The sequence below is a fragment of the Streptomyces sp. NPDC088725 genome, from assembly GCF_044751305.1.
Classification (GTDB): Bacteria; Actinomycetota; Actinomycetes; order Streptomycetales; family Streptomycetaceae; genus Streptomyces.
In genome coordinates, this window is record NZ_JBIVLO010000001.1 from 406,673 (window position 1) to 433,300 (window position 26,628).

Sequence of the window (26,628 nt, forward strand, 5' to 3'; positions counted from 1 at the left end):
GCCGTCCGGATAAACCTTGTCCTGGCGCGATCATCGCATCGAGTTAATGTCAGCCCATTTTCTGGGCCGACTGGGCGCACCGGCCGTTACTGTTCCCAGAGATCTAGACGGATTACAGGATATTTGCCCCCGTTTTTCCGTTCCCGGTGCGGCGAGACCTCGTCGGTCACCGCCCTTGCGAAGGAGAGCGCGCCCGATGACTGTTGATGCCGGCCTGGAGGGACAGAGGGAGCCGTCCCGGCAGTCCAGCCTGAGTACTGCGGCTGCCCGCAACCTTGCCACCACGGCCAAGTCGGCCCCGCAGATGCAGGAGATCAGTTCCCGCTGGCTGCTGCGGATGCTGCCCTGGGTGGAGACCAAGGGCGGCGCCTACCGGGTGAACCGTCGGCTGAGCTACACCGTCGGCGACGGGCGCGTGGAGTTCGTCCAGGACGGCGCCGTCGTCCGGGTGATCCCCCGCGAGCTGGGCGAACTGGCCCTGCTGCAGGGCTTCGAGGACGTGGAAGTGCTGACCGCGCTCGCCGACCGCTGTGTGCAGCGCGACTTCCGCGCCGGCGAGAGGCTGGCCGAGCGAGGTACGCCCGCCGAGCGGATCCACTTGATCGCCCACGGCCGCGTCAGCCAGACATCCGTCGGCAAGTACGGCGACGAAGTGGCCGTCGCCGTACTTGCCGACGGCGACCGGTTCGGTGATCACGCCCTGTTGGACGCGGACGCCCGATGGGACTGCACCGCCACCGCCGAGACGGCCGGAACCCTGCTCACGCTGTCCCGCACCGACTTCGCCGCCGTGCTGTCCGCGGCGCCGAGCCTCCAGGCCCACATCCGGCAGTTCAGCTCGCTTCCTCTCCAGCGGCAGAATCGTCACGGCGAGGCGGAGATCGCCATGTCGGCCGGCCACACCGGCGAGTCCGAACTGCCCGGCGCCTTCGTCGACTACGAACTGAAACCGCGCGAGTACGAACTGTCCCTCGCGCAGACCGTTCTGCGGGTCCATACGCGGGTCGCCGACCTCTACAACGGGCCGATGAACCAGACCGAGGAGCAGCTCAGGCTCACCATCGAGGCGCTGCGCGAGCGCCAGGAATACGAGATGGTCAACAACCGGGAGTTCGGTCTGCTCCACAACGCCGACTTCAAGCAGCGCATCCAGACCCACTCGGGGCCACCCACCCCGGACGATCTCGACGAGTTGCTCTGCCGCCGCCGCGGCTCCAAGTTCTTCCTCGCCCACCCCAGGACGATCGCGGCCATCGGACGTGAGTTCAACCGTCGCGGCCTCTACCCGAACCACGTCGATCTCGGCGGGCAGCAGGTCCCGGCCTGGCGCGGGGTTCCGATCCTGCCGTGCGGCAAGATTCCCATCACCAAGGAGAGGACCAGCTCGATCCTCGTCATGCGCACCGGTGAGGACAACCAGGGTGTCATCGGCCTGCGCCAGACAGGTCTGCAGGAGGAGTACGAACCGGGCCTGTCGGTGCGCTTCATGGGGATCGACGAGAAGTCGATCATCTCCTACCTCATCACCACCTACTACTCCGCTGCCGTCCTTGTGCCCGACGCGCTCGGCGTGCTGGAGAACGTGCAGATCGCCAGTCGGCACGACTAGGGCGTGTGGTGAACGTCCTGCCCGGCTCGCGACGCCCGGCACGCGCACTCGCCGTGTTGTCGGAGTCATCCACGTACGTCCGGGTCATCGGCGACGGTGATCCTCCGCCTTGCGATCGCACGCACCGGACGCCGCAAGCCCCGCTCTCCGGGCGGACGGCGCCACTTTCGCGACACGCCCCAGCGCCTCTCGCCTGGCTCTTGCCGGACCCGTGCTGCTCCCGGCGCCACTCCCTGATCCGAACAAAAGGCCCGGGAAGACCGGCCTGTGGAGGTTCGGCATCGCCGATGGGCCGGACGTACGCGGGCAGCCCCGGGAACGCGGCGAGGGGCGGCCGGTCGCGGCAGCGGCTGATGTCGCCGCGCCGCCGCGAGCCGGCCGCCCGATTCGCGAAGACCTCTCCGACATACGGGCCCTCCGGCATCCGGACCCTCCGGGCCGGCCGGGTGTGCCCGGAATCCCTGCGATTCCCCGTCCGTAAAGGAGCTGTGGATGCCCAACCCTGAGCTCTCCCCAGTGCAGTCGAGCCTGCCCGGCGCCGCTTCCCACTTCGGGGCACACGTCCTCGCCGAAGCCGAAGCCGAAGCCGGCGCCCGTGGCATCAAGGCCGCCGCCGAGGGCCCGCCACCGGTGCCTTCCTTACCCGCCGCCGCGTCTTCCGTGGACGTCGCTGCCGCCGGGGCCCGTACACCGACCGCGGAGCTGCGGCGGATCCTGCGCGGCCCCAGTGGCCTGGGCACGGCGGGCCTGTACTTCGCCCGGCGCGAAGAGCCGGCGCCGGCGCCCGCGGAAGGCCGACCGATCCCGGGTCTCTACCACCACCCGCTGCCGGAACCCGACTCCCCGCGGGTGGAGGAGGTCAGCCGCAGGATCAAGGCGTGGGCGCTGGACGAGGTCGATCTCTACCCCGACGACTGGGAGGATCAGTTCGACGGTTTCTCCGTGGGGCGCTACATGGTCGCCTGCCATCCGGACGCCCCCACCGTCGACCACCTGATGCTCGCCACCCGCCTGATGGTCGCCGAGAACGCGGTGGACGACTGCTACTGCGAGGACCACGGGGGCTCGCCCATTGGCCTGGGCGGACGCCTTCTGCTGGCGCACACCGCCCTCGACCCCGTCCACACGACGAAGGAGTACCAGCCGCAGTGGGCGGACTCCCTTCAGTCGGACGCGCCTCGGCGTGCATACCGTTCCGCCATGGAGTACTTCCTCCAAGAGGCCAGCGCTTCTCAGGCCGACCGGTTCCGGCACGACATGGCCCGACTGCACATGGGGTACCTCGCCGAGGCCGCCTGGGCCCAGCAGGACCACGTCCCTGAAGTGTGGGAGTACCTGGCGATGCGCCAGTTCAACAACTTCCGCCCCTGCCCCACCATCACCGACACCGTCGGCGGCTACGAACTCCCGGCGGACCTGCACGCTCAGCCCGCTGTGCAGCGGGTCATCGCGCTCGCCGGGAACGCCACCACGATCGTGAACGACCTGTACTCGTACACCAAAGAACTGGCCAGTCCCGGCCGGCACCTGAACCTGCCGGTGGTGCTCGCCGAACGTGAGGGCACCTCCGACCGCGCGGCCTATCTGAAGGCGGTCGAGGTGCACAACGACCTCATGCGTGACTTCGAGGCCGAAGCCGCGGCCCTGGCCGCCGCCTGTCCCGTACCGAGCGTGCAGCGCTTTCTGCGGGGCGTGGCCGCGTGGGTCGACGGCAACCACTACTGGCACCAGACCAACACCTACCGCTACAGCCTGCCCGATTTCTGGTAAGAAGAATGGATTCCTCTGTGACCAGCAACGAACTGACCACCACCAACTCGGCCTCCACGGGTACCTCCGTGTTCATCCCCGCCCCGGTGACCCCCTACCAGGAGGACATCGCCCGTTACTGGGACGGCGAGGCGAGGCCCGTGAACCTGCGTCTCGGTGACGTCGACGGCCTTTACCACCACCACTACGGCATCGGTGACATCGACCACGCGGCCCTCGGCGACGCCGAGAACAGCGCGTACGAGAAGAAGCTGATCGCCGAGCTCCACCGTCTGGAGTCGGCACAGGCCGAATTCCTCCTGGACCACCTCGGACCCATTGAGCGCGACGACACGCTCGTGGACGCCGGCTGCGGCCGCGGCGGCTCGATGGTGATGGCGCACCAGCGCTTCGGATGCAAGGTCGAGGGGGTCACGCTCTCGGCCAAGCAGGCCGAGTTCGCCAACCGGCGAGCCCGTGAACTCGGCATCAAGGACCATGTTCAGGCCCGCGTCTGCAACATGCTCGACATGCCCTTCGAGACCGGGCAGGCCGCCGCCTCGTGGAACAACGAGTCCAGCATGTACGTCGACCTGCACGACCTCTTCGCCGAGCACTCCCGGGTCCTTGAGGTCGGTGGCCGCTACGTGACCATCACCGGCTGCTGGAACCCGCGTTACGGCCAGCCGTCGAAGTGGGTGTCTCGGATCAACGCGCACTTCGAGTGCAACATCCACTCCCGCAGGGAGTATCTGCGCGCCATGTCCGACAACCGCCTCGTGCCGCAGGCCGTCATCGACCTCACCCCCGAGACCCTGCCCTACTGGGAACTGCGGGCCACGTCCTCACTGGTCACGGGCATCGAGGAGGCGTTCATCAACTCCTACAGGGACGGCTCCTTCCAGTACCTCCTGATCGCAGCCGACCGTGTCTGACGTGACGCTGCCGGAGTATGCGCGACGGACCTCCGGGAGGGAGGGACGGGGTCTCGTCCCTCCCCCGGAGAACACAGCGCGGCCGTGACGGGCGCGGCGCCGGTGCGCTCTGCGCCCGGCGCGGTGCCCAGCCGGTGTGCGGCTGCCCGGAGTGGGGTTGCGCCGAAAATAAACTGCACGAGACGTATCGTCTCGTTACGCTCTTCTCATGACCGCATCGAAGCGCGCACACATCGCCATGTTCTCGATCGCCGCCGCCGGGCATGTGAACCCCGGCCTGGAGATCATCAGAGAGCTGGCGGCCCGGGGGCACCGCGTCAGTTACGCGATTCCGGAGGCTTTCGCCGAGACCGTCGCCGCGACCGGCGCCGAGCCTGTGCTCTACCGTTCGATCCTGCCCACCGCCGACGATCCGGACGGCTGGGGCACGGAACCGATCGACAACATGGAGCTGTTCCTCAACGACGCCATCCAGGCGCTGCCGCAGCTGGCGGAGGCGTTCGGGGACGACGTGCCCGATCTGGTGCTGTACGACATCACGTCCTACCCGGCCCGTGTGCTCGCCCACCGCTGGGGCGTGCCGATCGTGCAGCTCTCGCCCAGCCTCGTCGCCTGGGAGGGTTACGACGAGGAGGTCGGCAAGCCGCTGTTCGAACCACTGAAGCGGACCCCGCGCGGGCGGGTGTTCTACGACACCTTCGGCGAGTGGATCGCCGGGAACGGCATGACCCTGGACGTCGAGCGGTTCATGGGCCGCCCGGACCGCTGCCTCGTCCTGATCCCCAAGGTGCTCCAGCCGCAGGCCGACCGGGTGGACGAGTCCGTCTACACCTTCGTCGGCGCCTGTCAGGGCGACCGCGCGGGCCAGGGCGAGTGGCGGCGGCCCGCCGGCGCGGACCGGGTGCTGCTGGTCTCGCTCGGCTCGACCTTCACGAAGCAACCGGCCTTCTATCGCACGTGTGTTGAGGCGTTCGGCGCGCTGCCGGGCTGGCATGTCGTGCTCCAGGTCGGCGCGTTCGTCGACGAGGCCGAACTCGGTGACGTGTCGGACACCGTCGAGGTACGCCGCTGGGTGCCTCAACTCGCCGTTCTCCGGCAGGCGGACGCCTTCATCACCCACGCGGGCGCGGGCGGCAGCCAGGAGGGGCTGGCGACGGCCACCCCGATGGTCGCGGTCCCGCAGGCCGTCGACCAGTTCGGCAACGCCGACATGCTCGTCTCGCTGGGCGTCGCCCGCCGGATCGACACACCGGATGTGACCCCGGAGGCGCTGCGCGAGGCCGTCCTCGCGCTGGTCTCCGATCCCGAAGTGGCCCGCAGGCTCGGAGAGATCGGCCAGGGGATGGCCGCGGAAGGCGGTACGCGGCGAGCGGCGGACCTGATCGAGGCGGCTCTGCCCGCCTGATCCAGCGCTGCCCGCCTGATCCGGCTCTGTCCGGCCTTGCAGGCAAAGGGAGTTGGGTCGGCGTGGGCTGTTTTGTTGTGACAGGTACTTGGCAAACATGTCACAGCCGGGCGAAAGTCTTGATCTGTGCGCGTCAATCAGTCAGGGTTTCGAGCCAGTCCGCCGGAGACCTTCCGTCCGGAGGGCGATCCCCCCACAGCTGATGACGAGGAGCTCCCTCTTCATGACAACTCACAAGCGTGCGCGCCGGTTCAGGCTCATCGCGGCCCTCACCGCCGCGGCCGCCGCGGTCGGAGTCACGGCACTCACCTCACCGACGGCGGGCGCCGTGACTCCCGCCGAGGGCGCGGTGTACGGGACCGGCGTGGCCGGCGCGATCGCGGGCAGCTATCTCGTGACGCTGGACGGTCACGCCGGCTCGAAGGCAAGTAAACAGCGCCTCGCCACCGAATACGGCGGTCGGCTCAGCCGCGACTACACCACGGCCCTCAACGGATTCGCGGCCGACGGGCTCTCCGCCGCCGAGGCCGGACGTCTGGCCGCCGACCCGGCTGTCGACAAGGTGGTCCAGAACCACACATTCACCGTCGACGCCACCCAGGCCGATCCGCCGTCCTGGGGTCTCGACCGTATCGACCAGACCGCGACGGCCGGCGACAACGCCTACACCTACCCGGACAGCGCGGGCGAGGGCGTCACGGCCTACGTCATCGACACCGGCGTCCGGATCACCCACCAGGACTTCGGGGGCCGCGCCTCCTACGGCTACGACGCCGTCGACGACGACACCACGGCCGACGACGCCTATGGCCACGGCACGCACGTCGCGGGCACCATCGCGGGAGCCGGGTACGGAGTCGCCAAGAAGGCGAAGATCGTCGCCGTCCGGGTCCTCGACGACACCGGCTTCGGCACCACGGAGCAGGTCGTCGCAGGTGTCGACTGGGTCGCCGCGCACCACGAGGGTCCGTCCGTCGCCAATATGAGCATCGGCGGTCCCGCCGACCCCCTCATAGACGAAGCCGTACGCAACGCCATCGCCTCCGGTGTCACCTTCGGCGTCGCGGCCGGCAACGACACCGGCGACGCGAGCCTGCACTCGCCGGCCGATGTCGAGGAGGCCATCACGGTCGCCGCCTCCGACCAGGACGACCAGCAGGCGTACTTCTCCAACTACGGTCCGCTCGTGGACATCTACGCTCCCGGTTCCAACATCGTCTCCGACTACAACACCGCCGACGACGCCACGACGATCATGTCGGGCACCTCCATGGCCACACCTCACGTCGTGGGCGCCGCCGCGCTCTATCTCGCCGGCCATCCCGACGCCACGCCGGGCGCGGTCGCCGCGGCACTGACCGGCGGCGCCACCCCGGACGCGATCACCAACGCGACCGAGGGCACGGCGAACGAACTGCTCAAGCTCGTCGAGTAACCGCGCCCTCCGCTTCTGCGCCCCCGCGCCCTTCCCGGCGCGTACGGCGGCTGTCCCGCACCCTTCCCACCGGGCGCGCGGCGGCCGCCTTCCTCGTGCCGGGCTCCCGAGACCCGTCCCCGGCGTCCTATCGTGGGTTCATGACCACGACGTACGCGGCCCTGCTGCGCGGCATCAATGTGAGCGGTCGGCGGAAGGTACCGATGGCCGAGCTGCGCGAACTGCTCACCGGCCTCGGCCACAGCGGTGTCAGCACCTTGCTGCAGAGCGGCAACGCCGTCTTCACCAGTGAGTCGGACGACGAGGCTTCCCTCGGCGCCGAGCTGGAGCGGGCCATCGAGGAGCGGTTCGGCTTCGCCGTCGACACGCTCGTACGCTCCGCGGCCTATCTGCGCGCCGTGGCCGACGCCTGCCCCTTTCCCGCCGCCACCCTCGAGGGCAAGCAACTGCACGTCACGTACTTCTCCGAGCCGGTCGGCCCCGAACGGCTGGCCCCGCTCGATCCCGCCGCATACCTCCCCGAGGAGTTCCGGCTCGGCGACCGGGCGCTGTACCTCTACGCGCCGGACGGCCTGGGCCGTTCCAAGCTCGCCGGGGCGCTGGCCGGACCGGGCCTGTTCAAGGGCATCACGGCCACCAGCCGCAACTGGAACACCGTCGTCAAGCTGGTGGAGCTGACCCGTGACTGACTCCAGAGCCGAAATCGACGCCGCCATCGAGAGCGAGCTGCGCTTCCTCGATCCGACGGTCCATACCTCCCCCGAGCTTCTGTCGGAGTTGCTGGACCCCGACTTCAGATCCTTCGGCTACCAGGGCCGGGTCTGGGACCGCGCCTCGCTCATCGACGAGCTGAGATCGAGAGCCGCCACGGAGAACCGTCCGGTCACCGTGACCGGACTGAAGGCCGTCGGCCTCGCCCCGGGCCTGGTGCACGTGACGTTCGACGCCGAGTACCACGGGCGGTACTCGCACCGCAGCTCACTGTGGCGGCTGACCGGGGACGACTGGCTGCTCTACTTCCACCAGGGCACGGCGTTCAGCCCGGAAGCACCGGACGACTGACCCGCTCGGCCCGCGCCGTCCACCGCCCGTCCGTGCGGGAGATCCGTACCGGATGGTCGAAGCACTTGCTGACCCGGTCCGTGGTGAGCACGTCGTCCGCGGGCCCGGCCCCCACGCACTGTCCGGCCCGCAGCAGCATGGCGTGGGTGGTGGAGGCGGGAAGCTCCTCCAGGTGGTGCGTGACCAGGACGGTCGCCAGCTCGGGATGTTCCAGCCGCAGCGCGTCGAGCGCGCTGAGCAGCTGCTCACGCGCGGCGAGGTCGAGGCCGGTGGCCGGCTCGTCCAGGAGCAGCAGCCGGGGTTTCGGCATCAGCGCGCGGGCGATGAGCGTACGGCCGCGCTCGCCCTGCGACAGGGTCGGCCAGCGCATCTCCGCCTTGCCGTCCATGCCCAGCATCGACAGCAGCCGCCCGGCCTCCGCGCGCTCCTGCTGCGACGGGGACCAGCGGGGCACCGGCTCGATCGAATTCGTCAGCCCGGTCAGCACCACATCGCTCACCCGCAGCGGTGAACGCAGCGGGTGGCGGGGGTTCACATGGCCGAGCAGGGTCCGCAGCTCGCGCAGATCGACCCGGCCCAGCCGCTCGCCCAGGACCTCGACCGTGCCGCGCGTCGGATGGGTCACCGCGCCCAGCATCGAGAGCAGGGTGCTCTTGCCCGCCCCATTGGCACCGAGCAGCGCCCAGTGCTCTCCGCTGCGTACGGTCAGGGAGATCGAGTCGAGCAGCAGATTGCCCTGGCGGACGACATCGATGTCGTCCACGCGCACCACGGTGGTCATGTGCGTGTGCTCCTTCAGACGGTGACGAGTGCGTTCGGGCGGCTCACGCGGACATCAGGGGATCCGCGGCCGCCGGGGTTTCGTCCGGATGGACGGTGTGATCCTGCGCCGGGGCCGGGCGCAGGGCGGGGGAGCCGTGCGGCAGCCTCGCCAGGGCGATCCGGCCGGGTGGCGCCGTGGCCGGGGGTGATGTCCTGCGGCGAAGGGGAACGGTTCTGCGCGGAGGTGATCCCGGTCGGGGAGAGCGCGCCTGCTCCGGTTGCTGGACGGTACGGCGGCAAGGGTGTCCGGACCGGTATGCCGGAGTTTACCTTCCCGCTGCGGCCCGTCGGCGGCTCAGCGACCAGCTCCCAGACGGTCCGTACGGCACCGCCTTCGGCCGAACAGGTCATCTCTGAACGAACTTCGGTGTTTCTGCTTCCTTCAAGCGACAAACCGTGACATCTAGTCAATCGATCGGCCGATCAGTATGACAATCATCCTGGCTTGAAGGAGCCCCGCATGACCACCTTGGCATCCCTCCGCTCGGGCACGGTCGCCCTGGCCACCCTGGTCCTCACCGGAACGTCCCTGATCGGGGCGTCGGCCGCGCTCGCCGTTCCCGGCGACAGCGGTGACGTGAAGATCCACACCTTCGGTACCCCCGCGAGCGACACCCGGGACGCGGCGACGGTCTGCAGGTTCGACCTGTCCGCGTTCAACTTCCAGACCGTGCCGACGGTCACCTGGACCATCGCCCCGGAGCCCAAGTCCCCCAACCTGCCCACGCTCACGGGATCGATCACGCTGGCGCTCGGCAGGGGCCACACCTCCGACTACTCGCTCCCCAACGGGCGTTACGTGCTCAGCTGGACCTTCCCCGGCGGGGTCCCCAAGCAGAAGGCGTTCCGGGTGGACTGCCCCCTCGGCAGCGACGAGAAGCCGATCGGCGCCGTCCACGCGGGCGGCGGCGGTGTTCCGGGAGCCGAAGGCGCCGGGGCCGAGACCGCGGGCGGCGCGGAGGCCGGTTCGTCCATCGGACCGGCGCCGGTGCTGGTCACCGGAGCGCTCGGAGCGGCGGGACTGATCTTCGTACGCCGGGCCCGCCGTAAAGCCCATGGTGCGGCGTAACGCCCCCTACCGCCGCCGCCGACGACGCGGCCCCAGTCGCGCCTGCCGCCTCTTCATGACGGTGAGCGTGACCGCTTCGCTGGTGACCGGTGTCGTCTGGGCGTGCGGTGATCCGCCCGCCGACGCGCCGCCGGTCACCGCGGCCGCCACCGCCGCGGGCGGCCCGGTCCAGGCGGCGGGCACACCGGCGTCGCACGTGCCGCTGCCGCCCTCGCCCGCCACGAAGATCGCCATTCCCGGCATCGTGATCGAGGCCCCGGTCATCGGTCTCGGCCTCGATCCGCAGGGCCACCTGGAGACTCCTCCGCTCAACCGGCCCCGGGTGGTGGGCTGGTACCAGCGGGGGCCCTCACCCGGAGAGGCGGGCACCGCGGTGATCGTGGGGCACCGGGACACCAGGACAGGACCCGCCATCTTCCTGAATCTGAACGCGCTGCACCCCGGCGACGCCGTCCGCGTCACCCGGACGGACCGCCGGACGGCGGTCTTCACCGTCGACTCGGTGCGCACCTACGACAAGGAGGCGTTCCCCGACGACAAGGTTTACGGCGACACCGGCCGCCCCGAGCTGCGGCTGCTGACGTGCGGCGGGCGGTTCGACAGGAAGATCGGCTACGCCGCCAACGTGGTCGTGTTCGCCCACCTCACGGACGTCAAACAGGCCTGACTCGCGGACCTCAAACAGCCCTGACCCACGGACGTCACACGGGCCAGGCCCACGGGTGTCACACCGGCCCGCGCCCCGTCCGCGGACGGCGGGCCGGTGGCGCGCGGCCGGCGCCGCCGCGCGCCGCCGCCGGCGGCCGGGATCCCCCGCCGAGGAGCCGTCCCTCTCTCCACCTATGCTGGGGATTCGCCTACCTCCGGGGCGTGTCCGCACAGGTGCGCGCGCCCCGCACCGAACGGAGAGCAGGATGCGCTACATCGTCATCGGGGCGGGAGCGGTCGGCGGCAGTATCGGCGGCCGGCTGGCCGAAGCGGGGCACGACGTGGTGCTCGTCGCCCGGGGCGCGCACTACGAGGCGCTGCGCGAGCACGGCCTGAAGCTCACGACCCCCGAGGGCACCCGTGTCCACCGGGTGCCCGTGGTCGACAGCCCCGAAAAGCTCACGCTGCACGCGGACGACGTCCTGCTGCTCACCGTGAAGACGCAGGACAGCGTCGCGGCGCTCGACGACTGGAGCGGGCGGCCGGTCGGGGCCGGGGACGGCGGTACCGGCACGGCCGGTGAACTACTCCCGCTGGTCTGCGCGCAGAACGGCGTCGAGAGCGAACGGCTCGCCCTGCGCCGCTTCCGGCGTGTGTACGCCATGTGTGTCTGGCTGCCCTCCACCTATGTCGAACCCGGGAAGGTCTCCGCCGAGGCGGCGCCGTACACCGGCATGCTGCACTTCGGCCGCTACCCCTCGGGCACCGACGAGACGGCCCGCCGGATCTCCGCCGACCTGGAGACCGGGAAGCTGCTGGCCCCGGTCGTCGCCGACCCGATGCGCTGGAAGTACGCGAAGCTCGTGGCCAATTGTGCCAACGCGATCGAGGCGGTCACGGGACCGCTCACCGGCGACGAGGCGCGCGCGCTCGCCGCCCGCGCCTTCACCGAGGCCAGGTCCGTGCTCATCGCCGCCGGTATCGAGACCGCGAGCGGTCCCGAACAGGAAGAGGCACGCGGCGACCGGGTGAGCCTGAGCCCCTCGGGGAGCGCCAAGCGCGGCGGCGGCTCCTCGTGGCAGAGCCTCACCCGGGGCACCGGAACGATCGAGACGGACCACCTCAACGGCGAGATCTCCCTGCTCGGCCGACTGCACGGCGTTCCCACGCCCGTCAACGAGACACTTCAGCGGCTCGCCAACGCCTTCGCACGCGAGCACCGGGCCGTGGGCTCCATGACCGTCGCGGAACTGACCGCGCTCATCGACGACGAGGCGTGAGAGGCTCTTGAGCCGTCAGGCCGGACCACCGGAGACGGCGTACCGCACGTCGTCCGCGCGCTCCGCCGTCCGCGCCTCGTCGTAGCGCCGCAGGAGCAGGCGCGCGACTTCCGGTGCCGGGCCCAGGACCTCGGCCAGCACATCCGCGCCGCCCGAGCGCGCGCCCGCCGCGATACGGTCCGGCAGGCGTCCGGGAGCGATGACGTACGGAGCCACCGCGACGCGCCGCACCCCCAGTCCCCGCAGCTCACGGACTACATCCTCGGTGCGGGGCAGGGCGGCGGAGGCGTACGCCGGGCGCACGGTGTGCCAGCCGGACCGCTGCCACGCGTGGGCGACGCCCGCGATCACCGCGAGCGCCTCGGGGTCCGACGAGCCGGCCGACGCCAGCACGACCCCGGTCGAGGCCTTGTCCGCCGCCGTGAGGCCGGCCTCGTGGAGACGGCGCTCCAGCGCGTCCGTGAGCAGCGGGGACGGGCCGAGGACACCGGCCCGCCGGATCCGCAGCAGCGGGTGGCGTGCCGCCGCCTCGCGCAGGACCGCGGGGATGTCCGACTTGGCGTGGAAGGCGCGGGTCAGCAGGAGCGGCAGCGCGATCACCTCCCGGATGCCCTCCTCCGCCAGCCGGTCCAACCGCTCTGTCACCGAAGGGGCGTTGAAGTCCAGGAAGGCGGTCTCGACCCGTACTCCGCGCCGCAGCGACCGCACGCGCCGGCTGAGGGCGCGAACGGTCGCGGCGTGCCGGGGATCGCGGCTGCCGTGGGCGATGACGAGCAGAACGGGGCGGTGCATGGACATCAGCTCTTCACGAGGAGTCCGCGGTTGCGCAGAACCCACCGCTCCAGCGGACTGAAGATCAGCAGATCGATGGCGATGCCGACGATCAGGATCAGGAAAATGGCGAGGAACACCATGGGCATACTTCCGACGGTACGGCCGTTCTCCAGCAGCTGGCCGAGGCCCACGCCGAGATCGGGCGACGAGGCGATGATCTCCGCGGCCATCAGGGACCGCCACGAGAACGCCCAGCCCTGCTTCAGCCCCGCCAGATAGCCGGGCAGCGCGGCCGGCAGGACGATGAACCAGGTGCCCTTCAGCCCGGTGGCTCCCAGGGTGCGTCCCGCGCGCAGATGGAGCGGCGGCACCTGGTCGACACCGGAGACCAGCCCGTTGGCGATCGACGGGACGGCGCCGAGCAGGATGACGGCGTACATCATCGAGTCGTTGAGCCCCAGCCAGATCACCGCGGGCGGCACCCAGGCCACCGAGGGCAGGGACTGGAGGCCGGACAGGATCGGGCCGATGGCGGCGCGTACGAACGTCACCCGGGAGACCAGCAGGCCCAGCGGAGTGCCGATCACCAGCGCGAGCAGGAAGCCGAGCAGCCCGCGCGAGACGCTGGTCCAGATGTAGCCGAGCAGGGTGCCCTGCGCCCACGCGTCGGCCACCTCGCCCCACACCGCCGAAGGCGAGGGGAGTTTGTAGTCGTCGGTGACGTTCGCCAGGACAAGGACCTGCCACACGACCAGCACCAGCACGACGGCCACGGCCGGCGGCAGGACCTTCCGGACGAGCGTCCGGCGCAAGGGCGTGCGACCTGTTCGCCGTACGGTGTCCAGCGCGTCGAGCCCGGCCTCCAGACCGGCCAGATCGCTCGCCGTGTCCCGTGCGCCGGGCTCCGCCGCCTTCCGGGACGCGTCCCGGGGCTCCGGCGTCGGTACCGGGTCCTTCGGCGCCGTCGTCTCAGTACCGGCCATGGCGGCGGATCTCCCCACGCAGTTCTTCGGTGATCTCGACGGACAGCTCCGCGACCTCGGGGTCCTCGATACGGCGCGGCTGCGGGATGTCCACGCGCCACTCGCGGGCCACCCGGCCGGGACGTGACGACAGCAGGACGACACGCTCCGCGAGCTGTACCGCTTCGCGCACGTTGTGCGTGACGAAGACCACCGACAGACGCGTCTCGCGCCAGATCCGGGTCAGTTCGTCGTGCAGCACGTCCCTGGTGATGGCGTCGAGCGCGGCGAACGGCTCGTCCATCAGCAGCAGCCTGCTGTCCTGCGCGAGCGCGCGGGCCAGCGCGACCCGCTGCCGCATACCGCCGGACAGTTCGTGCACCCGCTTTCCGTACGCGCCCTGCAGCCGGACGAGTTCGAGCAGCCGCTCCGCCTCGGCGCGGCGCTCGGCCCTGGGCACACCGCGCAGCCGCAGCGCCAGCTCGATGTTCTTGCCGGCGGTCAGCCAGGGGAAGAGCGCGTGTTCCTGGAACATCAGCGCGGGCCGGCCGCCCGGCGTCTCAATGGAGCCGCCGGTCGGCCGGTCGAGGCCCGCGACCAGGTTGAGCAGGGTGGATTTACCGCATCCGGACGCTCCCAGCAGGGTGACGAACTCGCCGGGAGCGACATCGAGCGTGATGTCGTCCAGGACGAGCTGCTGCCCGCCGGGTGTGTCGAAGGACTTCGAGACATGCTCGATACGGACGGCGTGTTCCGCCGCCTGAATGCTGTCGGCGGCCCTGGCGAAGGTCGCGGCCATGGTCGTCACCTCCTGAGAACGGCGCGGACGCGGGTCATCACGTGCGGTACGAGGGCGTGTTGCGAAAGCAGCGCCGTCCGCCCGGAGGGCGGGGCTTGCGGCGTCCGGTGCGTGCAATCGCAGGGCGGAGGCTCGGCGCCGTCGGCCCGGACGTACTCGGGCGACTCCGACAACGCCGCGAGTACGTGCCGGGCGTCGCGAGCCAGGCGGGACTTTCGCAACACGCCCGAGGGCTACTTGACGCCGAGACCGGCGTCGGCGACCTCGGTGCCGCCGTCGGCCCCGAGTACCTTGTTCAGGGGCTTCAGGTCGTAAATGCCTTTCAGTTCCGGCTTCTTGAGCAGTCCGGCCTTGACCGCGTGGTCCGCCTCGGTCTGGAGTGTGGCGGCCAGCGGGTCGTCGGTGATCTGGATCGTCTTCCAGGCCGGGTCGATGACCTCGGGCGGCAGCGCCTTGCCGGAGAGCTTCTTCAGCGCCTCGTTGGCGGACGCCTTCGCCTTGTCCTCGTTGGCGTTGATCCATTTGTTGGTGGCGACGGTCCCGCGCAGGACGGCCTCGACGACGTCCGGGTGCTCCTTGAGGAAGCTCTGCGACACGATGATGTTCGTGATCACGAACTTCTTGTCCGGCCACAGGTCCCGCTCGTCCAGCAGCACCTTCGCGCCCTCGGAGACCAGCTTGGACGCGGTCGGCTCCGGTACCCAGGCGCCGTCTATGGCACCGGACTTGTAGGCGTCCGGGGTGATCTTGTTGTCGGTGCGGACGACCGAGACATCGCCCTTGCCGGACTGCGCGTCGACCTTCCAGCCCTGCTCGGCGATCCAGTTGAGGAACGCGACGTCCTGGGTGTTGCCGAGCTGCGGGGTGGCTATCTTCTTGCCCTTGAGGTCGGCGACCGACGTGATTTTCTTCGGGTTGACGACCAGCTCCACACCGCCGGAGGCGGAACCGCCGATGATGCGCAGGCTCTTGCCCTGTGTGGCGGCGTAGCCGTTGACGGCGGGGGAGGGGCCGATGAAGCCGATGTCGACGCTGCCCGCGTTGAGCGCCTCGATCTCGGACGGACCCGCGTTGAAGGTGGCGGGTGACACCTTCGTGCCGCCCAACTCCTTCTGGATGAAGCCTTCCTGAATGCCCACGAGGGCGGTGGCGTGGGTGAGGTTCGGGAAGTAGCCGATCTTCACGGAGTCGGCGGAGAGCTTCTTCGCGCCGGGGGAGACGGCCGGCTTCGCGGTGTCGTCCTTGTCGGAGTCCGCGTCGGAACCGTAGCCGCAGGCGCTGAGGACGACGGCGAGAAGAGGCAGGGCGGCGGCCGCGGCGAGGCGGCGGCCGGCGGGGGTACGGCTGGCAGGCACGGGAGGTTTTCCCCTCGTTGGCCCGGTTCCTACGCCTGTCCGCGGTACGGAGGCGCGGCCGGGAAGTCGGCAGGGCTGCGGCGGTACGGATACGTCGAGCGGTGCGGCTTGCGATACGTGCGATACGGCGGGCGGTGCGTCTCGTGGGGGGTGAGGGCGCGCGAGCGGTGCGCGTACGTCATCCCGCACATCGCGCCACGCCGCCCGTTCCCGCGCCGAGGGCGCCGCTGCCGACGCGGCCGCCCTCCTTCGCGAACGTCGCGTACATGTCGGTGCTCATCAGAAGTCCCAGCCCTCGTCGTCCGCGCCGGACCCGGCCGCCTCGGCCACCTCGGCGGTCTCCGCGACGAAGGCCGCTCCCGCCATGCCCGCCGACAGCGTCGTACCGTCCGCCGGGTCGATGAGCAGGAAGGATCCGGTGCGGCGGGAGTCGGCGTACGCGTCGAGCGGTAGCGGCTCCGCGGTCCGGACGGTGACCCGGCCGATGTCGTTGGCGACCAGCTGCCCGGGCGCCGGGTGCTGGGAGAGGTCGGCCAGGGTCAGCCGGGACGGGATGTCCTTGACGATTGCCTTGACCGTGCGCGTGGTGTGTTTGAGCAGCACCCGGTGGCCGACGGTCAGCGGCCGGTCGGCGACATGACACACCGTCGCCTCGATGTCCTGCGTCGAGGGCGGCAGGTCCGCGCTCGGGGCGATGAGGTCGCCGCGTGAGATGTCGATGTCGTCGGAGAGCCTGATGGTCACCGACTGCGGCGCCCAGGCACTGTCCACGGAGGTGTCGGCGCCGAGCCCGACACCGAGGGAGTCGATGGCCTCGATCGTGCTCGTGCGGCCGGAGGGCAGCACGGTCACGGCCTCGCCGACGCGCAGCACGCCGGAGGCGATCTGGCCCGCGTAACCACGGTAGTCCGGGTTGTCGGCGGTCTGCGGCCTGATCACGTACTGGACGGGGAAACGTGCCGGGCAGTGCGCCAGGTCGTGACTGGCGGGCACGGTCTCCAGGTGTTCGAGCACGGTCGGGCCGCCGTACCAGTCCATGTGCGCGGACGGCTCGACGACGTTGTCACCGGCCAGCGCCGAGATCGGGATCGCGGTGATCTCCGGCACGCCGAGGGAGGACGCGTAGCCGGTGAACTCCTCGACGATCGCGGCGAATACGGGCTCCGCGTAGTCGACCAGGTCCATCTTGTTGACGGCGAGCACCACGTGCGGGACGCGCAGCAGGGCGGCGAGCGCGGCATGCCTGCGGGTCTGCTCGACCACACCGTTGCGCGCGTCGACGAGGACCACGGCCAGTTCGGCGGTCGAGGCGCCGGTCACCATGTTCCGGGTGTACTGCACATGCCCCGGGGTGTCCGCGAGGATGAACCGCCTGCGGGGCGTGGCGAAGTAGCGGTACGCGACGTCGATGGTGATGCCCTGCTCGCGCTCGGCCCGCAGGCCGTCGGTGAGCAGCGCCAGGTCGGGGGCGTCCTGGCCGCGGTTGCGCGAGACGTGCTCGACGGCTTCCAACTGGTCGGTGAGCACCGACTTCGAGTCGTGCAGCAGCCGGCCCACCAGGGTGGACTTGCCGTCGTCGACGGAGCCCGCGGTGGCGAAGCGCAGCAGGGTCGTTTCCGACAACCGCCCGGCGAACCCGGAGATCTGCTCGGTGATGCTCGGCATGGCTAGAAGTACCCTTCGCGCTTGCGGTCTTCCATCGCCGCCTCGGACATCTTGTCGTCGGCGCGGGTCGCGCCGCGCTCGGTGAGCCGGGAAGCGGCGATCTCCGCGATGACCGCGTCGAGTGACGTGGCGTCGGAATCGACGGCGCCCGTACAGGACATGTCACCCACGGTGCGATAGCGCACCAGGCGCGTCTCGACGGTCTCGCTTTCGGCGGGGCCGCCCCACTCGCCCGCCGTCAGCCACATTCCGCCGCGCTTGAACACCTGGCGCCGGTGCGCGAAGTAGATCTGCGGCAGCTCGATGGACTCGCGGGCGATGTACTGCCAGACGTCCAGCTCGGTCCAGTTGGAGAGCGGGAAGACCCGGACGTGCTCGCCGGGGGCGTGCCGGCCGTTGTAGAGCTGCCACAGCTCGGGGCGCTGGCGGCGCGGGTCCCACTGGGAGAACTCGTCGCGCAGCGAGAACACCCGCTCCTTCGCGCGGGCCTTCTCCTCGTCGCGGCGTCCGCCGCCGAACACCGCGTCGAACCGCTCGGCCTGGATCTTCTCCGTCAGCGGCACGGTCTGGAGCGGGTTGCGGGTCCCGTCCGGGCGCTCGCGCAACTGCCCCGAGTCGATGTACTCCTGAACGGACGCCACATGCAGCCGCAGCCCGTGCTCGGCCACCGTACGGTCGCGGTATTCGAGCACTTCGGGGAAGTTGTGCCCGGTGTCCACGTGCAGCAGGGTGAAGGGCACCGGCGCGGGCGCGAACGCCTTGAGCGCCAGGTGCAGCATGACGATCGAGTCCTTGCCGCCGGAGAAGAGGATCACCGGCCGCTCGAACTCACCTGCCACCTCACGGAAGATGTGCACCGCCTCGGACTCCAGCGAGTCCAGATGGCTGAGCGTGTACGGGGCTTCGGTGCCCTCGTGCGTCGCTGCGGCGGTCGTCGTCACGCGAGACCCCTCTCGGTGAGCAGTGTGTGCAGCGCGGCGGCGGACTGCCGCACGGTCTGGGTGTGCGACTCGATGCGCAAGTCCGGTTTTTCCGGGGCCTCGTAGGGGTCGTCCACACCGGTGAGCCCGGTGATCTCGCCGGCCGCCTGCTTCGCGTAGAGGCCCTTCACATCACGTACTGAGCACACCTCGACCGGTGTGGCCACGTGCACCTCCAGGTAGGTGGTGGACGCTGCCTCGTGGCGCTTGCGTACGGCTTCGCGGCTGTCCGCGTACGGGGCGATCACCGGTACCAGCGTCTTGACGCCCTGGGACGCGAGGAGTTCGGCGACGAACCCGATGCGCTGGACGTTGGTGTGCCGGTCCGGGCGGCTGAAGCCGAGGCCCGCGGAAAGGAACTCGCGGATCTCGTCACCGTCGAGAACCTCCACCCGGTGGCCCTCGCCGCGCAGCCGGTCCGCCAGTTCGTTGGCGATGGTGGTCTTGCCCGCGCTCGGCAGACCGGTCAGCCAGATGGTGGCGCCCTGGTCCGTCAGGCTCAACTGCTCCTCCAGATCGTCCGGTTCACCCTCGCGGTCCGGGCCCGCGCCGTCGTCGGGGCCGGTCATCCGTGCAGTCCGCACTCGGTCTTGTCACGCCCGGCCCAGCGGCCGGCGCGCGCGTCCTCGCCGTCCAGAACCCTGCGGGTGCAGGGGGCGCAGCCGACGGAGGCGTAACCATCCGTGAGCAGGGGGTTGGTGAGGACGCCGTGCTCGGACACGTAGGCGTCCACGTCGTCCTGCGTCCAGCGGGCGATGGGCGAGACCTTGATCTTGCCGCGCTTCATGTCCCAGCCCACGACAGGGGTGTTGGCGCGGGAAGGGGACTCGTCGCGGCGCAGGCCGGTGGCCCAGGCGTCGTATCCGCTCAGGCCCTCTTCGAGCGGCTTGATCTTGCGCAGCGCACAGCACAGGTCCGGGTCGCGGTCATGGAGCCTCGGCCCGTACTCGGCGTCCTGCTCGGCCACGCTCTGGCGCGGGCTGAGCGTGAGCACGTTGACGTCCATCACGGCGTCCACGGCGTCGCGGGTGCCGATGGTCTCGGGAAAGTGGTAGCCGGTGTCGAGGAAGACCACGTCGACACCGGGCATGGCACGGGAGGCGAGATGGGCGACCACCGCGTCCTCCATCGAGGACGTGACACAGAAGCGCCGGCCGAAGGTGTCGGCCGCCCAGGTGAGGATGGTGAGGGCGGACGCCTCTTCGAGCTCCCGCCCCGCGCGTTCGGCGAACGCCTTGGGATCGTCGGTCTCCGCCAGTGAGGTCATTGCTCTTCCCCTCCGTCATCCTGCTGGAGCCCCCGGGACAGCAGCCCGAGGAACTTCAGCTGGAAGGCCCGATTGCACGCCGCGCATTCCCAGGCCCCGTGCCCCTGCTCACTCGGACGCAGATCCTCGTCGCCGCAGTACGGGCAGTAGAACGGTGCGGCACGCTCGCTCACGTGAGTGACTCCTCCGACGCGCGGGCCGCCCAGGTGGCGAACCGCTCGCCTTCCTCGCGCTCCTTCTGGAAGTGGCCGAGCACCCGCTCGACGTAGTCGGGCAGTTCCTCCGAGGTGACCTTCAGGCCGCGGACCTTGCGGCCGAACCCGGCCTCCAGGCCCAGAGCACCGCCCAGATGCACCTGGAAGCCCTCGACCTGATTGCCGTCCTTGTCCAGGACCAGCTGCCCCTTGAGACCGATGTCCGCCACCTGGATACGGGCGCAGGCGTTCGGGCAGCCGTTGATGTTGATGGTGATCGGCTGGTCGAAGTCCGGGATGCGGCGCTCCAGTTCGTCGATCAGCGTGGCGCCGCGCTGCTTCGTCTCGACGATCGCCAGCTTGCAGTACTCGATGCCGGTGCAGGCCATCGTGCCGCGCCGGAACGGTGACGGCTTGACGCGCAGGTCGAGCGCTTCGAGCCCGGCGACCAGGGAGTCGACCCGGTCCTCGGCGACATCGAGCACGATCATCTTCTGCTCGACGGTGGTGCGCAGCCGCCGCGAGCCGTGCTCGGCCGCCAGATCGGCGATCTTCGTCAGGGTCGGGCCGTCGACCCGGCCGACGCGCGGTGCGAACCCGACGTAGAAGAGGCCGTCCTTCTGCCGGTGCACACCGACGTGGTCACGCCACTGCTGTACGGGCTGTTCGGGCGCGGGTCCGTCGATCAGCTCGCGCTTCAGGTACTCGTCCTGGAGGATCCGGCGGAACTTCTCCACGCCCCAGTCTGCGACGAGGAACTTCAGCCGGGCGCGGGTGCGCAGCCGCCGGTAGCCGTAGTCGCGGAAGATCCCGATGACTCCGGCCCAGACGTCGGGCACCTCGTCCAGCGGGACCCAGGCGCCGAGCCGCTGCCCGATCTTGGGGTTGGTCGAAAGGCCGCCGCCGACCCACAGGTCGAAGCCGGGGCCGTGCTCCGGGTGGACGACGCCGACGAAGGCGATGTCGTTGATCTCGTGCGCCACGTCGAGCAGCGGGGATCCGGAGATCGCCGTCTTGAACTTGCGCGGCAGGTTCGAGAACTCCTCGGTGCCGATGTAGCGGTCGTTGATCGCGTCGATGGCCGGAGTGCCGTCGATGATCTCGTTCTCGGCGACCCCGGCGACCGGCGAGCCGAGAATCACCCGGGGGGTGTCACCGCAGGCCTCGGTGGTCGAAAGACCGACCTCTTCGAGACGCCGCCAGATCTCCGGTACGTCCTCGATGCGGATCCAGTGCAGCTGGATGTTCTGCCGGTCGGTGAAGTCGGCGGAGTCGCGGCCGAACTCGTGCGAGATCCCGCCGATGACGCGCAGCTGCTCGGTGGTCAGCCGCCCGCCGTCGATGCGGACCCGCAGCATGAAGTACTTGTCGTCCAGCTCCTCGGGCTCCAGGATCGCGGTCTTGCCGCCGTCGATCCCGGGCTTTCGCTGGGTGTACAGACCCCACCAGCGCATACGTCCGCGCAGGTCATTGGGGTCGATCGAGTCGAAGCCCGCCTTGGAGTAGATCGTTTCGATGCGGGCCCTCACATGGAGGCCGTCGTCGTCCTTCTTGGTCTGCTCATTGCCGTTGAGCGGAGTGAAGTGGCCCATGGCCCACTGACCCTCGCCGCGGTGACGGCTCACCTTGCGGCGCGGGGCGGGCGTGGACGGCTTTTCCGGGGTGGCGGCCATGGCTGATACGTCCTTCGAGACTGCAGGAGGGCGGCTCTGAGCCGCACACTCGCGCGGCGGCGCGCGACAGTGAGCGGTGGGGATCCTGAGAAAATCGGGGCGAGACTACAGGCTCTCGGCCGGCCGACAGATGGCGCTGGACACGCGGCCGAAGTCGACGTGTCGCCGACTCACCAACGCAACTCCAACACGAGACATGAGGGGAGCGTGTCACGGGCATCTCTGGAGCGTCCAGCACTGTCCATTATGTGGACTGGACCGTCTTGTTCTGCGAGACTGCCGGCCAGAGGGAGGGCGCCGTCACGTCGGGCTCCTCCGCCACCTCGGTGTCGTAGAGCCGGAAACCGCGGCTCAGGTAGTTGTCCATGGCGTACGCGCCGTCGCTGGAGCAGGTGTGCACCCATACCCGCTTGGTCGGCGTCCGGCCGGGCACGCGTTCCGCCAGGTCCCAGGCCCGCGCCACCCCGTACGCGAGCAGCCGGCCGCCGATCCCGCGGCCCCGGAAGGCCGGGAGCAGTCCGAAATACGCGATCTCGACCGTGCCCCCGTCCTGCGCCGCCAGCTCGATGAAGCCGGCCGGAGTGCCCTTCTCGTACGCCACCCAGGTCTCCGCGCCGGGCGCGGAGACGATGGCCCGCCACTGCTCGTGGCTCAGCGCGAGACGGTCCGTCCACCGGACGTCCTGGCCGACCGCCGTATAGAGGAAGCGGCTGAACTCCGGCGAAGGGACCTCGGACCGCACGATCCGCAGCCCGTCCGGGGGCCCGGCGGCGGGACGCAGGTCGGCCGGTGAGGTCTGCTCCAGATACCAGGTCGTCACAGTGATGCTCATACGTCCCAGAAAAACATGCCCGGGTGCCCCGCCGGCGTGCACCCTCGGCTCATCGGGCGCGCGGTCCTCAGCCCACCGGCCGCGCCCGCTCCACCACCGACGCCAGGTCGAGGCTGTGCGGCAGCGTGCCGAACGCGGTCCCCCAGTCACGCCCCAGCCGGGACGCGCAGAACGCGTCGGCCACCTCGGGCGTCGACCAGCGCACCAGCAGCGAACCCTGGAGCACCAGCGCCATCCGCTCCACCAGGCGCCGCGCCCGTGCCTCGATGCCCTCCAGATCGGCCAGCTCGGTCAGCAGGTCCTTGATCGCCCGGTCGAGCCGGTGATCGGCGCCCCGGGCCCTGCCGACCTCCTGCAGGAAGGCGTTCAGCGCCGCGGGCTCGCGCTGGAGCGCCCGCAGCACGTCCAGCGCCTGCACATTGCCCGAGCCCTCCCAGATCGAGTTCAGCGGCGACTCGCGCAGCAGCCGCGGCATGCCGGACTCCTCCACGTAGCCGTTGCCGCCCAGGCATTCGAGGGCTTCGGCGGCCACCGGCGTACACCGCTTGGTCACCCAGTACTTGGCCACAGGCACCGCGAGCCGCAGGAAGGCCCGCTCCTGTTCCTGCTCCCGGGTCAGCTCCGTACCGCCGTTCTGCACGGAGTCGTACGCCGCCGCGAGCCGCAGCGAGAGGACCGTCGCCGCCTCCGACTCCAGGGCCAGATCGGCCAGTACGTTGCGCATGAGGGGCTTGTCGATCAACTCGCCGCCGAACGCCCTGCGGTACGTGGCGTGATGCACCGCCTGCGCCACCGACTGGCGCATCAGCGCTGTAGCGCCCAGCACGCAGTCGAGCCGGGTCGCCGCCACCATCTCGATGATGGTGCGCACCCCGCGCCCCTCCTCACCGACCCGGCGCGCCCACGTGTCCTCGAACTCGACCTCGCTCGACGCGTTCGAGCGGTTGCCCAGCTTGTCCTTCAGCCGCTGGATACGGAACACGTTGCGACTGCCGTCGCCCAGGACACGCGGGACGAGGAAGCACGTCAGACCGCCCGGCGCCTGCGCGAGAACGAGGAATCCGTCGCACATCGGCGCGGAACAGAACCACTTGTGGCCGGTGAGCAGATACTCGCCCGACGCGTCCAGCGGCCGCGCGCTCGTCGTGTTGGCGCGTACGTCACTGCCGCCCTGCTTCTCCGTCATACCCATGCCGAAGAGAGCGCCTCTCTTCGCCGCCGGGGGCAGCAGCGCCTTCTCGTACGCGTGGGAGGTCAGCCGCGGCTCCCAGTCGGCCGCGAGCGTGGGGTCGGTACGCAGCGCGGGCACCGCCGCGTGCGTCATGGACACGGGGCAGCCATGCCCGGCCTCCGCCTGCGTCCACACCATGAATCCGGCCGCACGGCGCAGATGCCCGCCGGGCCTGCCCCAGGCGTCGGTCAGTCCGGCGGAGACGGCGTGTCCCAGCAGCCGGTGCCAGGCGGGATGGAAGTGGACCTCGTCGACGCGGTTCCCGTATCGGTCATGTGTACGCAGCTGCGGTGGGTTCTCGTTCGCCTGTGCGCCCCACTCCTGGGCCTGCGCGGAACCGGCGGCGCGGCCCAGTTCTGTCAGCTCCAGACGGGTCACGTCGAGGAGGCCTGGCGCGCTGTGCCGTTCCACGCCCTCCACCAGGGCGCGGTCGGCGTTGAACACGTCGTACCCCACCAGGGGCGGAACCTGGTTGGTCACTGTGTGAGTCCTTGCTGCCATGCCGCTACGGTACGGATGTGCAGGCAGCAAAAGAAACACCCGAGCGGCCGTCGGGTCGACTCCACCGCGCCCGTGTCCTCTACCGCAACGTGTCGAAGCGGAGGATGGCCTGGCTGCTGCTGAAAGACACCGTCAACTCGTGCATGGAGTACCGCATTCTGGGACTCGCGGCCGAGGCGGCGTTCTTCACACTGCTGTCCCTGCCGCCCCTGCTGCTCGGCCTGATCGGTCTGCTGGGGTACGTGGACGAATGGACCAACACCACCACGGTCGCCTCGTTCGACAAGAACATTCTCTCGGCGGCCGGGACGGTCCTCTCGGACCGCGGGGTCAAGGAGATCGCCAAACCGCTGCTGGACGACGTGACCAAGGGCGGCAGGCCCGACGTCATCTCCCTCGGTTTCGCGATCGCGCTCTGGTCGGGCTCCCGCGCGGTCAACGTCTTCGTCGACACCATCACGGTGATGTACGGCCTCGACGGGCGGCGCGGCATCGTCGCCACCAGGATGCTCGCCTTCCTGCTCTACCTCGCCGCGCTGGTGATCGGCGCGGTCGTGCTGCCGCTCGCCGTGGTCGGCCCGGACCGGGTCGTGGAGCTGATCCCCTGGGGCACGGAAGTCGTCTCCGTCCTGTACTGGCCGGTGGTGAGCGTGCTCTCCATCGCCTTCCTCACCACGCTCTACCACGTGTCCGTACCGGCCCGCTCGCCCTGGATCGAGGACGTGCCGGGCGCGCTGGTCGCCCTCGCGATGTGGGTACTCGGCAGCTTCCTGCTGCGGATCTACCTCACCAGCTCGATCGAGGGCCCCACGATCTACGGTTCGCTCGCGGCGCCCATCGCCGTACTGCTGTGGATCGGTGTCTCCGCGTTCGCGGTCCTGGTCGGCGCCGCCGTCAACGCCGCGATCGACCGGATCTGGCCGTCCCTGGCCACGGCCGCCGCCCGCGCCGCCAACGAGCGCCTGCGCTCGAAGCAGGCCGCGGAGCTGATGGCCCGCGCGGCGGCGTCGCAGGAGGCGCGGGAGGAAGAGGAGGGAACGGGCGAGGGGGAGAGCGGCGGGCCCGACATGCCCTCGGAGTACCCCGAGAGGTGGTCGAGTTTCCTGCCGCCCAACGATCTGAAGTCCAGGATCCGCGCGCTGGCCGAGAAGGTGCGGCGCCGCGGTAACTGACCGGCGGGACGGGTGTCCGACCGGCCGGAGCAGACCTTGACCGGGGCGAGGAGTCTCCGACCGGCGGCACACGGCCCGGGGAACGCTTTAGCCTCGTCGGTATGTACCAGGAACGGGCTTCGCGGTTCGACCGGGCCGTCGTCTGGACGCGGACCGCGGCGCACGACGGCGGTGCCGCCCGGCCGGTGCTGCCCGACGGCTGCATGGACCTGCTGTGGATCGGCGGCCGGCTGCTCGTCGCGGGGCCCGACACCCACGCATACGTGCCCGAGGGCCTGACCGGCCTGGACTGCGCCGGGGTGCGCTTCGCGCCCGGGACCGCGCCCGCGCTGCTCGGCGTTCCGGCGCACGAACTGCGCGACCGGCGGGTCGAGCTGGCCGACCTCTGGCCGCGCGCCGAGGTACGGGCGCTCACCGCCCGGCTGGCCGCCGCGACGGACCCGGCGGCCGGGCTGGAAGCCGTCGCGCTGCGCGGGGCCGCCGGACGCCCGCCGCCACAACCGCTGCTGCGGGCCGTCGTGGACGGGCTGAACGCGGGCCTTACGGTCGCCGCCACCGCTGCCGCCGTCGGGCTCGGCGCCCGGCAGTTGCACCGCCGCTCGCTGGAGGCGTTCGGCTACGGCCCCAAGACCCTCGCGCGGGTGCTGCGGCTCCAGCGCGCCCTGGCGCTCGTACGGTCAGGAACGCCGTACGCGGCGGCGGCTCTCGCGGTCGGCTGCGCCGATCAGGCGCATCTCGCCAGGGAGACGCGCGACCTGACCGGTCTCACCCTCACCGCCTACGCGGCGTTCGCGAACAGCGAGACCGCGCAGCCGTCCGGGTCGAGGACCACCGCGTAGCGCTGGCCCCACACCGCGTCCCACGGCTTGAGGTGGCCCCGGTGTCCGGCTCCGGTGAGCGCGTCATACGTGGCGTCCACCTCGGCGGGCGTGTCGCAGCGGAACGCGAGCCCGATCCGCTCACCGGCTCCGTCCTGGGGCCTGGTCCAGCCGGGGTCGTAGGAGCGTACGGCGTCCTCCGTGTCCCAGAGAACGCGCGGTCCGCCGGGCAGGGCCGCCTCCACATGGGGCGCGGAGTCCGCGTCGGCGGGCAGGTCGAGGCCGAGCGCGCGGTAGAAGGCGAGTGAGGCCGCCATGTCGGCGACGACCAGGCCGATGGCATCGAGTCGAGGAGTCATGGACGCACCGTAGGAGCGCGTGCGCGGCGCGT

At 70.4% G+C, this 26,628-nt stretch carries 26 protein-coding genes and 1 pseudogene; 12 read left to right on the plus strand and 15 right to left on the minus strand.

Going from position 1 to position 26,628, the window contains the following annotated elements:
* The first annotated feature begins 196 nt into the window (after nucleotides 1-196).
* The 7 genes and pseudogenes from ACIP6N_RS01755 to ACIP6N_RS01785 all read left to right on the plus strand — a co-directional run bounded on the left by ACIP6N_RS01755 (nucleotide 197) and on the right by ACIP6N_RS01785 (nucleotide 8,195).
* The gene (locus tag ACIP6N_RS01755) at nucleotides 197-1,609 is read left to right on the plus strand and encodes a family 2B encapsulin nanocompartment shell protein (protein ID WP_401812002.1); all 1,413 of its coding nucleotides are present in this window, start codon (nucleotides 197-199) and stop codon (nucleotides 1,607-1,609) included.
* A gap of 492 nt (nucleotides 1,610-2,101) precedes the next feature.
* A complete protein-coding gene (locus ACIP6N_RS01760) occupies nucleotides 2,102-3,379 on the plus strand; it encodes a family 2 encapsulin nanocompartment cargo protein terpene cyclase (protein ID WP_401812003.1) in 1,278 nt (425 codons plus the stop codon).
* Between the two features lie 5 nt (nucleotides 3,380-3,384).
* A complete protein-coding gene (locus tag ACIP6N_RS01765) occupies nucleotides 3,385-4,293 on the plus strand; it encodes a geranyl diphosphate 2-C-methyltransferase (RefSeq protein WP_401812005.1) in 909 nt (302 codons plus the stop codon).
* A gap of 134 nt (nucleotides 4,294-4,427) precedes the next feature.
* Nucleotides 4,428-5,698 (plus strand): annotated as a pseudogene (gene mgt / locus ACIP6N_RS01770) (macrolide-inactivating glycosyltransferase).
* A gap of 223 nt (nucleotides 5,699-5,921) precedes the next feature.
* A complete protein-coding gene (locus tag ACIP6N_RS01775; RefSeq protein ID WP_401812006.1) occupies nucleotides 5,922-7,133 on the plus strand; it encodes a S8 family serine peptidase in 1,212 nt (403 codons plus the stop codon).
* Nucleotides 7,134-7,273: 140 nt separating this feature from the next.
* Nucleotides 7,274-7,822 (plus strand): DUF1697 domain-containing protein, encoded by a 549-nt coding sequence (locus ACIP6N_RS01780; protein WP_401812008.1) that lies wholly within the window; start codon nucleotides 7,274-7,276, stop codon nucleotides 7,820-7,822.
* Nucleotides 7,815-8,195 carry a DUF4440 domain-containing protein gene (locus ACIP6N_RS01785; RefSeq protein ID WP_401812009.1) on the plus strand — a complete coding sequence of 127 codons (381 nt, stop codon included), beginning with the start codon at nucleotides 7,815-7,817 and terminating at the stop codon, nucleotides 8,193-8,195. The genes ACIP6N_RS01780 and ACIP6N_RS01785 overlap by 8 nt, the downstream gene beginning before the upstream one ends.
* Here the strand turns inward: ACIP6N_RS01785 and ACIP6N_RS01790 are convergent.
* On the minus strand, nucleotides 8,170-8,976 hold the full coding sequence (locus ACIP6N_RS01790) for an ABC transporter ATP-binding protein (RefSeq protein WP_401812011.1): 807 nt from the start codon (nucleotides 8,974-8,976) through the stop codon (nucleotides 8,170-8,172). The genes ACIP6N_RS01785 and ACIP6N_RS01790 overlap by 26 nt on opposite strands.
* Nucleotides 8,977-9,477: 501 nt before the next feature.
* Here ACIP6N_RS01790 and ACIP6N_RS01795 point away from each other — a divergent pair.
* From ACIP6N_RS01795 to ACIP6N_RS01805, 3 genes are all read left to right on the plus strand, one after another.
* Nucleotides 9,478-10,086 carry a hypothetical protein gene (locus ACIP6N_RS01795; protein WP_401812012.1) on the plus strand — a complete coding sequence of 203 codons (609 nt, stop codon included), beginning with the start codon at nucleotides 9,478-9,480 and terminating at the stop codon, nucleotides 10,084-10,086.
* 55 nt (nucleotides 10,087-10,141) lie between these two features.
* The gene (locus ACIP6N_RS01800; protein ID WP_401812014.1) at nucleotides 10,142-10,753 is read left to right on the plus strand and encodes a class F sortase; all 612 of its coding nucleotides are present in this window, start codon (nucleotides 10,142-10,144) and stop codon (nucleotides 10,751-10,753) included.
* Between the two features lie 247 nt (nucleotides 10,754-11,000).
* Complete coding sequence (locus ACIP6N_RS01805) at nucleotides 11,001-12,014, plus strand: ketopantoate reductase family protein (protein ID WP_401812015.1); 1,014 nt, start codon at nucleotides 11,001-11,003, stop codon at nucleotides 12,012-12,014.
* Nucleotides 12,015-12,029: 15 nt separating this feature from the next.
* Here the strand turns inward: ACIP6N_RS01805 and ACIP6N_RS01810 are convergent, their stop codons facing one another.
* The 13 genes from ACIP6N_RS01810 to ACIP6N_RS01870 form a co-directional block, all read right to left on the minus strand.
* Nucleotides 12,030-12,806 carry a sirohydrochlorin chelatase gene (locus tag ACIP6N_RS01810; RefSeq protein ID WP_401812017.1) on the minus strand — a complete coding sequence of 259 codons (777 nt, stop codon included), beginning with the start codon at nucleotides 12,804-12,806 and terminating at the stop codon, nucleotides 12,030-12,032.
* Between the two features lie 5 nt (nucleotides 12,807-12,811).
* On the minus strand, nucleotides 12,812-13,771 hold the full coding sequence (locus ACIP6N_RS01815) for an ABC transporter permease (protein ID WP_401812018.1): 960 nt from the start codon (nucleotides 13,769-13,771) through the stop codon (nucleotides 12,812-12,814).
* Nucleotides 13,758-14,558 (minus strand): ABC transporter ATP-binding protein, encoded by an 801-nt coding sequence (locus ACIP6N_RS01820; RefSeq protein WP_401812020.1) that lies wholly within the window; start codon nucleotides 14,556-14,558, stop codon nucleotides 13,758-13,760. Before ACIP6N_RS01820 ends, ACIP6N_RS01815 begins: the two co-directional genes overlap by 14 nt.
* A 224-nt stretch (nucleotides 14,559-14,782) precedes the next feature.
* On the minus strand, nucleotides 14,783-15,904 hold the full coding sequence (locus ACIP6N_RS01825; RefSeq protein ID WP_401812021.1) for an ABC transporter substrate-binding protein: 1,122 nt from the start codon (nucleotides 15,902-15,904) through the stop codon (nucleotides 14,783-14,785).
* A 279-nt stretch (nucleotides 15,905-16,183) separates the two neighbouring features.
* Nucleotides 16,184-17,569, minus strand: coding sequence for a sulfate adenylyltransferase subunit 1 (locus ACIP6N_RS01830; protein WP_401812022.1), 1,386 nt, complete (start codon nucleotides 17,567-17,569; stop codon nucleotides 16,184-16,186).
* 2 nt (nucleotides 17,570-17,571) lie between these two features.
* Nucleotides 17,572-18,510: a sulfate adenylyltransferase subunit CysD gene (cysD, locus tag ACIP6N_RS01835; RefSeq protein WP_401812024.1), complete on the minus strand. Its 939-nt coding sequence runs from the start codon at nucleotides 18,508-18,510 to the stop codon at nucleotides 17,572-17,574.
* Complete coding sequence (gene cysC, locus ACIP6N_RS01840) at nucleotides 18,507-19,052, minus strand: adenylyl-sulfate kinase (protein WP_401812610.1); 546 nt, start codon at nucleotides 19,050-19,052, stop codon at nucleotides 18,507-18,509. The genes cysD and cysC overlap by 4 nt, the downstream gene beginning before the upstream one ends.
* A 62-nt stretch (nucleotides 19,053-19,114) precedes the next feature.
* Nucleotides 19,115-19,816: a phosphoadenylyl-sulfate reductase gene (locus ACIP6N_RS01845; RefSeq protein WP_401812025.1), complete on the minus strand. Its 702-nt coding sequence runs from the start codon at nucleotides 19,814-19,816 to the stop codon at nucleotides 19,115-19,117.
* Nucleotides 19,813-19,989, minus strand: coding sequence for a hypothetical protein (locus ACIP6N_RS01850; RefSeq protein ID WP_401812026.1), 177 nt, complete (start codon nucleotides 19,987-19,989; stop codon nucleotides 19,813-19,815). The genes ACIP6N_RS01845 and ACIP6N_RS01850 overlap by 4 nt, the downstream gene beginning before the upstream one ends.
* On the minus strand, nucleotides 19,986-21,683 hold the full coding sequence (locus ACIP6N_RS01855) for a nitrite/sulfite reductase (RefSeq protein WP_401812027.1): 1,698 nt from the start codon (nucleotides 21,681-21,683) through the stop codon (nucleotides 19,986-19,988). Before ACIP6N_RS01855 ends, ACIP6N_RS01850 begins: the two co-directional genes overlap by 4 nt.
* A 105-nt stretch (nucleotides 21,684-21,788) precedes the next feature.
* Nucleotides 21,789-21,881 (minus strand): putative leader peptide, encoded by a 93-nt coding sequence (locus tag ACIP6N_RS01860; RefSeq protein WP_401812029.1) that lies wholly within the window; start codon nucleotides 21,879-21,881, stop codon nucleotides 21,789-21,791.
* Nucleotides 21,882-21,927: 46 nt separating this feature from the next.
* Nucleotides 21,928-22,515, minus strand: a complete 588-nt coding sequence (locus tag ACIP6N_RS01865; RefSeq protein ID WP_401812030.1) for a GNAT family N-acetyltransferase — start codon at nucleotides 22,513-22,515, stop codon at nucleotides 21,928-21,930.
* 67 nt (nucleotides 22,516-22,582) lie between these two features.
* On the minus strand, nucleotides 22,583-24,247 hold the full coding sequence (locus ACIP6N_RS01870) for an acyl-CoA dehydrogenase family protein (RefSeq protein WP_401812031.1): 1,665 nt from the start codon (nucleotides 24,245-24,247) through the stop codon (nucleotides 22,583-22,585).
* Nucleotides 24,248-24,264: 17 nt separating this feature from the next.
* Here ACIP6N_RS01870 and ACIP6N_RS01875 point away from each other — a divergent pair, with 17 nt between their 5' ends.
* Both ACIP6N_RS01875 and ACIP6N_RS01880 read left to right on the plus strand, forming a co-directional pair.
* Nucleotides 24,265-25,419 (plus strand): YihY/virulence factor BrkB family protein, encoded by a 1,155-nt coding sequence (locus ACIP6N_RS01875; RefSeq protein WP_401812033.1) that lies wholly within the window; start codon nucleotides 24,265-24,267, stop codon nucleotides 25,417-25,419.
* A 101-nt stretch (nucleotides 25,420-25,520) separates the two neighbouring features.
* Entirely contained in the window at nucleotides 25,521-26,258 is a 738-nt protein-coding gene (locus tag ACIP6N_RS01880) for a helix-turn-helix domain-containing protein (protein WP_401812034.1), read from the plus strand.
* Here ACIP6N_RS01880 and ACIP6N_RS01885 read toward each other — a convergent pair.
* Nucleotides 26,198-26,596: a VOC family protein gene (locus ACIP6N_RS01885; protein ID WP_401812036.1), complete on the minus strand. Its 399-nt coding sequence runs from the start codon at nucleotides 26,594-26,596 to the stop codon at nucleotides 26,198-26,200. The two genes, ACIP6N_RS01880 and ACIP6N_RS01885, sit on opposite strands and share 61 nt — an antisense overlap.
* Nucleotides 26,597-26,628: the final 32 nt, after the last annotated feature.

Bases quoted from the DNA above. Each gene is read 5' to 3' on its own strand.
- ACIP6N_RS01855 (WP_401812027.1), bottom strand. From the start codon at position 21,683: ATGGCCGCCACCCCGGAAAAGCCGTCCACGCCCGCCCCGCGCCGCAAG.
- ACIP6N_RS01870 (WP_401812031.1), bottom strand. From the start codon at position 24,247: ATGGCAGCAAGGACTCACACAGTGACCAACCAGGTTCCGCCCCTGGTG.
- ACIP6N_RS01775 (WP_401812006.1), top strand. From the start codon at position 5,922: ATGACAACTCACAAGCGTGCGCGCCGGTTCAGGCTCATCGCGGCCCTC.
- ACIP6N_RS01760 (WP_401812003.1), top strand. From the start codon at position 2,102: ATGCCCAACCCTGAGCTCTCCCCAGTGCAGTCGAGCCTGCCCGGCGCC.
- ACIP6N_RS01865 (WP_401812030.1), bottom strand. From the start codon at position 22,515: ATGAGCATCACTGTGACGACCTGGTATCTGGAGCAGACCTCACCGGCC.
- ACIP6N_RS01765 (WP_401812005.1), top strand. From the start codon at position 3,385: ATGGATTCCTCTGTGACCAGCAACGAACTGACCACCACCAACTCGGCC.
- ACIP6N_RS01795 (WP_401812012.1), top strand. From the start codon at position 9,478: ATGACCACCTTGGCATCCCTCCGCTCGGGCACGGTCGCCCTGGCCACC.
- ACIP6N_RS01780 (WP_401812008.1), top strand. From the start codon at position 7,274: ATGACCACGACGTACGCGGCCCTGCTGCGCGGCATCAATGTGAGCGGT.
- ACIP6N_RS01845 (WP_401812025.1), bottom strand. From the start codon at position 19,816: ATGACCTCACTGGCGGAGACCGACGATCCCAAGGCGTTCGCCGAACGC.
- ACIP6N_RS01755 (WP_401812002.1), top strand. From the start codon at position 197: ATGACTGTTGATGCCGGCCTGGAGGGACAGAGGGAGCCGTCCCGGCAG.
- ACIP6N_RS01810 (WP_401812017.1), bottom strand. From the start codon at position 12,806: ATGCACCGCCCCGTTCTGCTCGTCATCGCCCACGGCAGCCGCGATCCC.
- ACIP6N_RS01815 (WP_401812018.1), bottom strand. From the start codon at position 13,771: ATGGCCGGTACTGAGACGACGGCGCCGAAGGACCCGGTACCGACGCCG.
- ACIP6N_RS01800 (WP_401812014.1), top strand. From the start codon at position 10,142: ATGACGGTGAGCGTGACCGCTTCGCTGGTGACCGGTGTCGTCTGGGCG.
- ACIP6N_RS01805 (WP_401812015.1), top strand. From the start codon at position 11,001: ATGCGCTACATCGTCATCGGGGCGGGAGCGGTCGGCGGCAGTATCGGC.
- ACIP6N_RS01885 (WP_401812036.1), bottom strand. From the start codon at position 26,596: ATGACTCCTCGACTCGATGCCATCGGCCTGGTCGTCGCCGACATGGCG.
- ACIP6N_RS01860 (WP_401812029.1), bottom strand. From the start codon at position 21,881: ATGTCTCGTGTTGGAGTTGCGTTGGTGAGTCGGCGACACGTCGACTTC.
- ACIP6N_RS01880 (WP_401812034.1), top strand. From the start codon at position 25,521: ATGTACCAGGAACGGGCTTCGCGGTTCGACCGGGCCGTCGTCTGGACG.
- ACIP6N_RS01790 (WP_401812011.1), bottom strand. From the start codon at position 8,976: ATGACCACCGTGGTGCGCGTGGACGACATCGATGTCGTCCGCCAGGGC.
- ACIP6N_RS01830 (WP_401812022.1), bottom strand. From the start codon at position 17,569: ATGCCGAGCATCACCGAGCAGATCTCCGGGTTCGCCGGGCGGTTGTCG.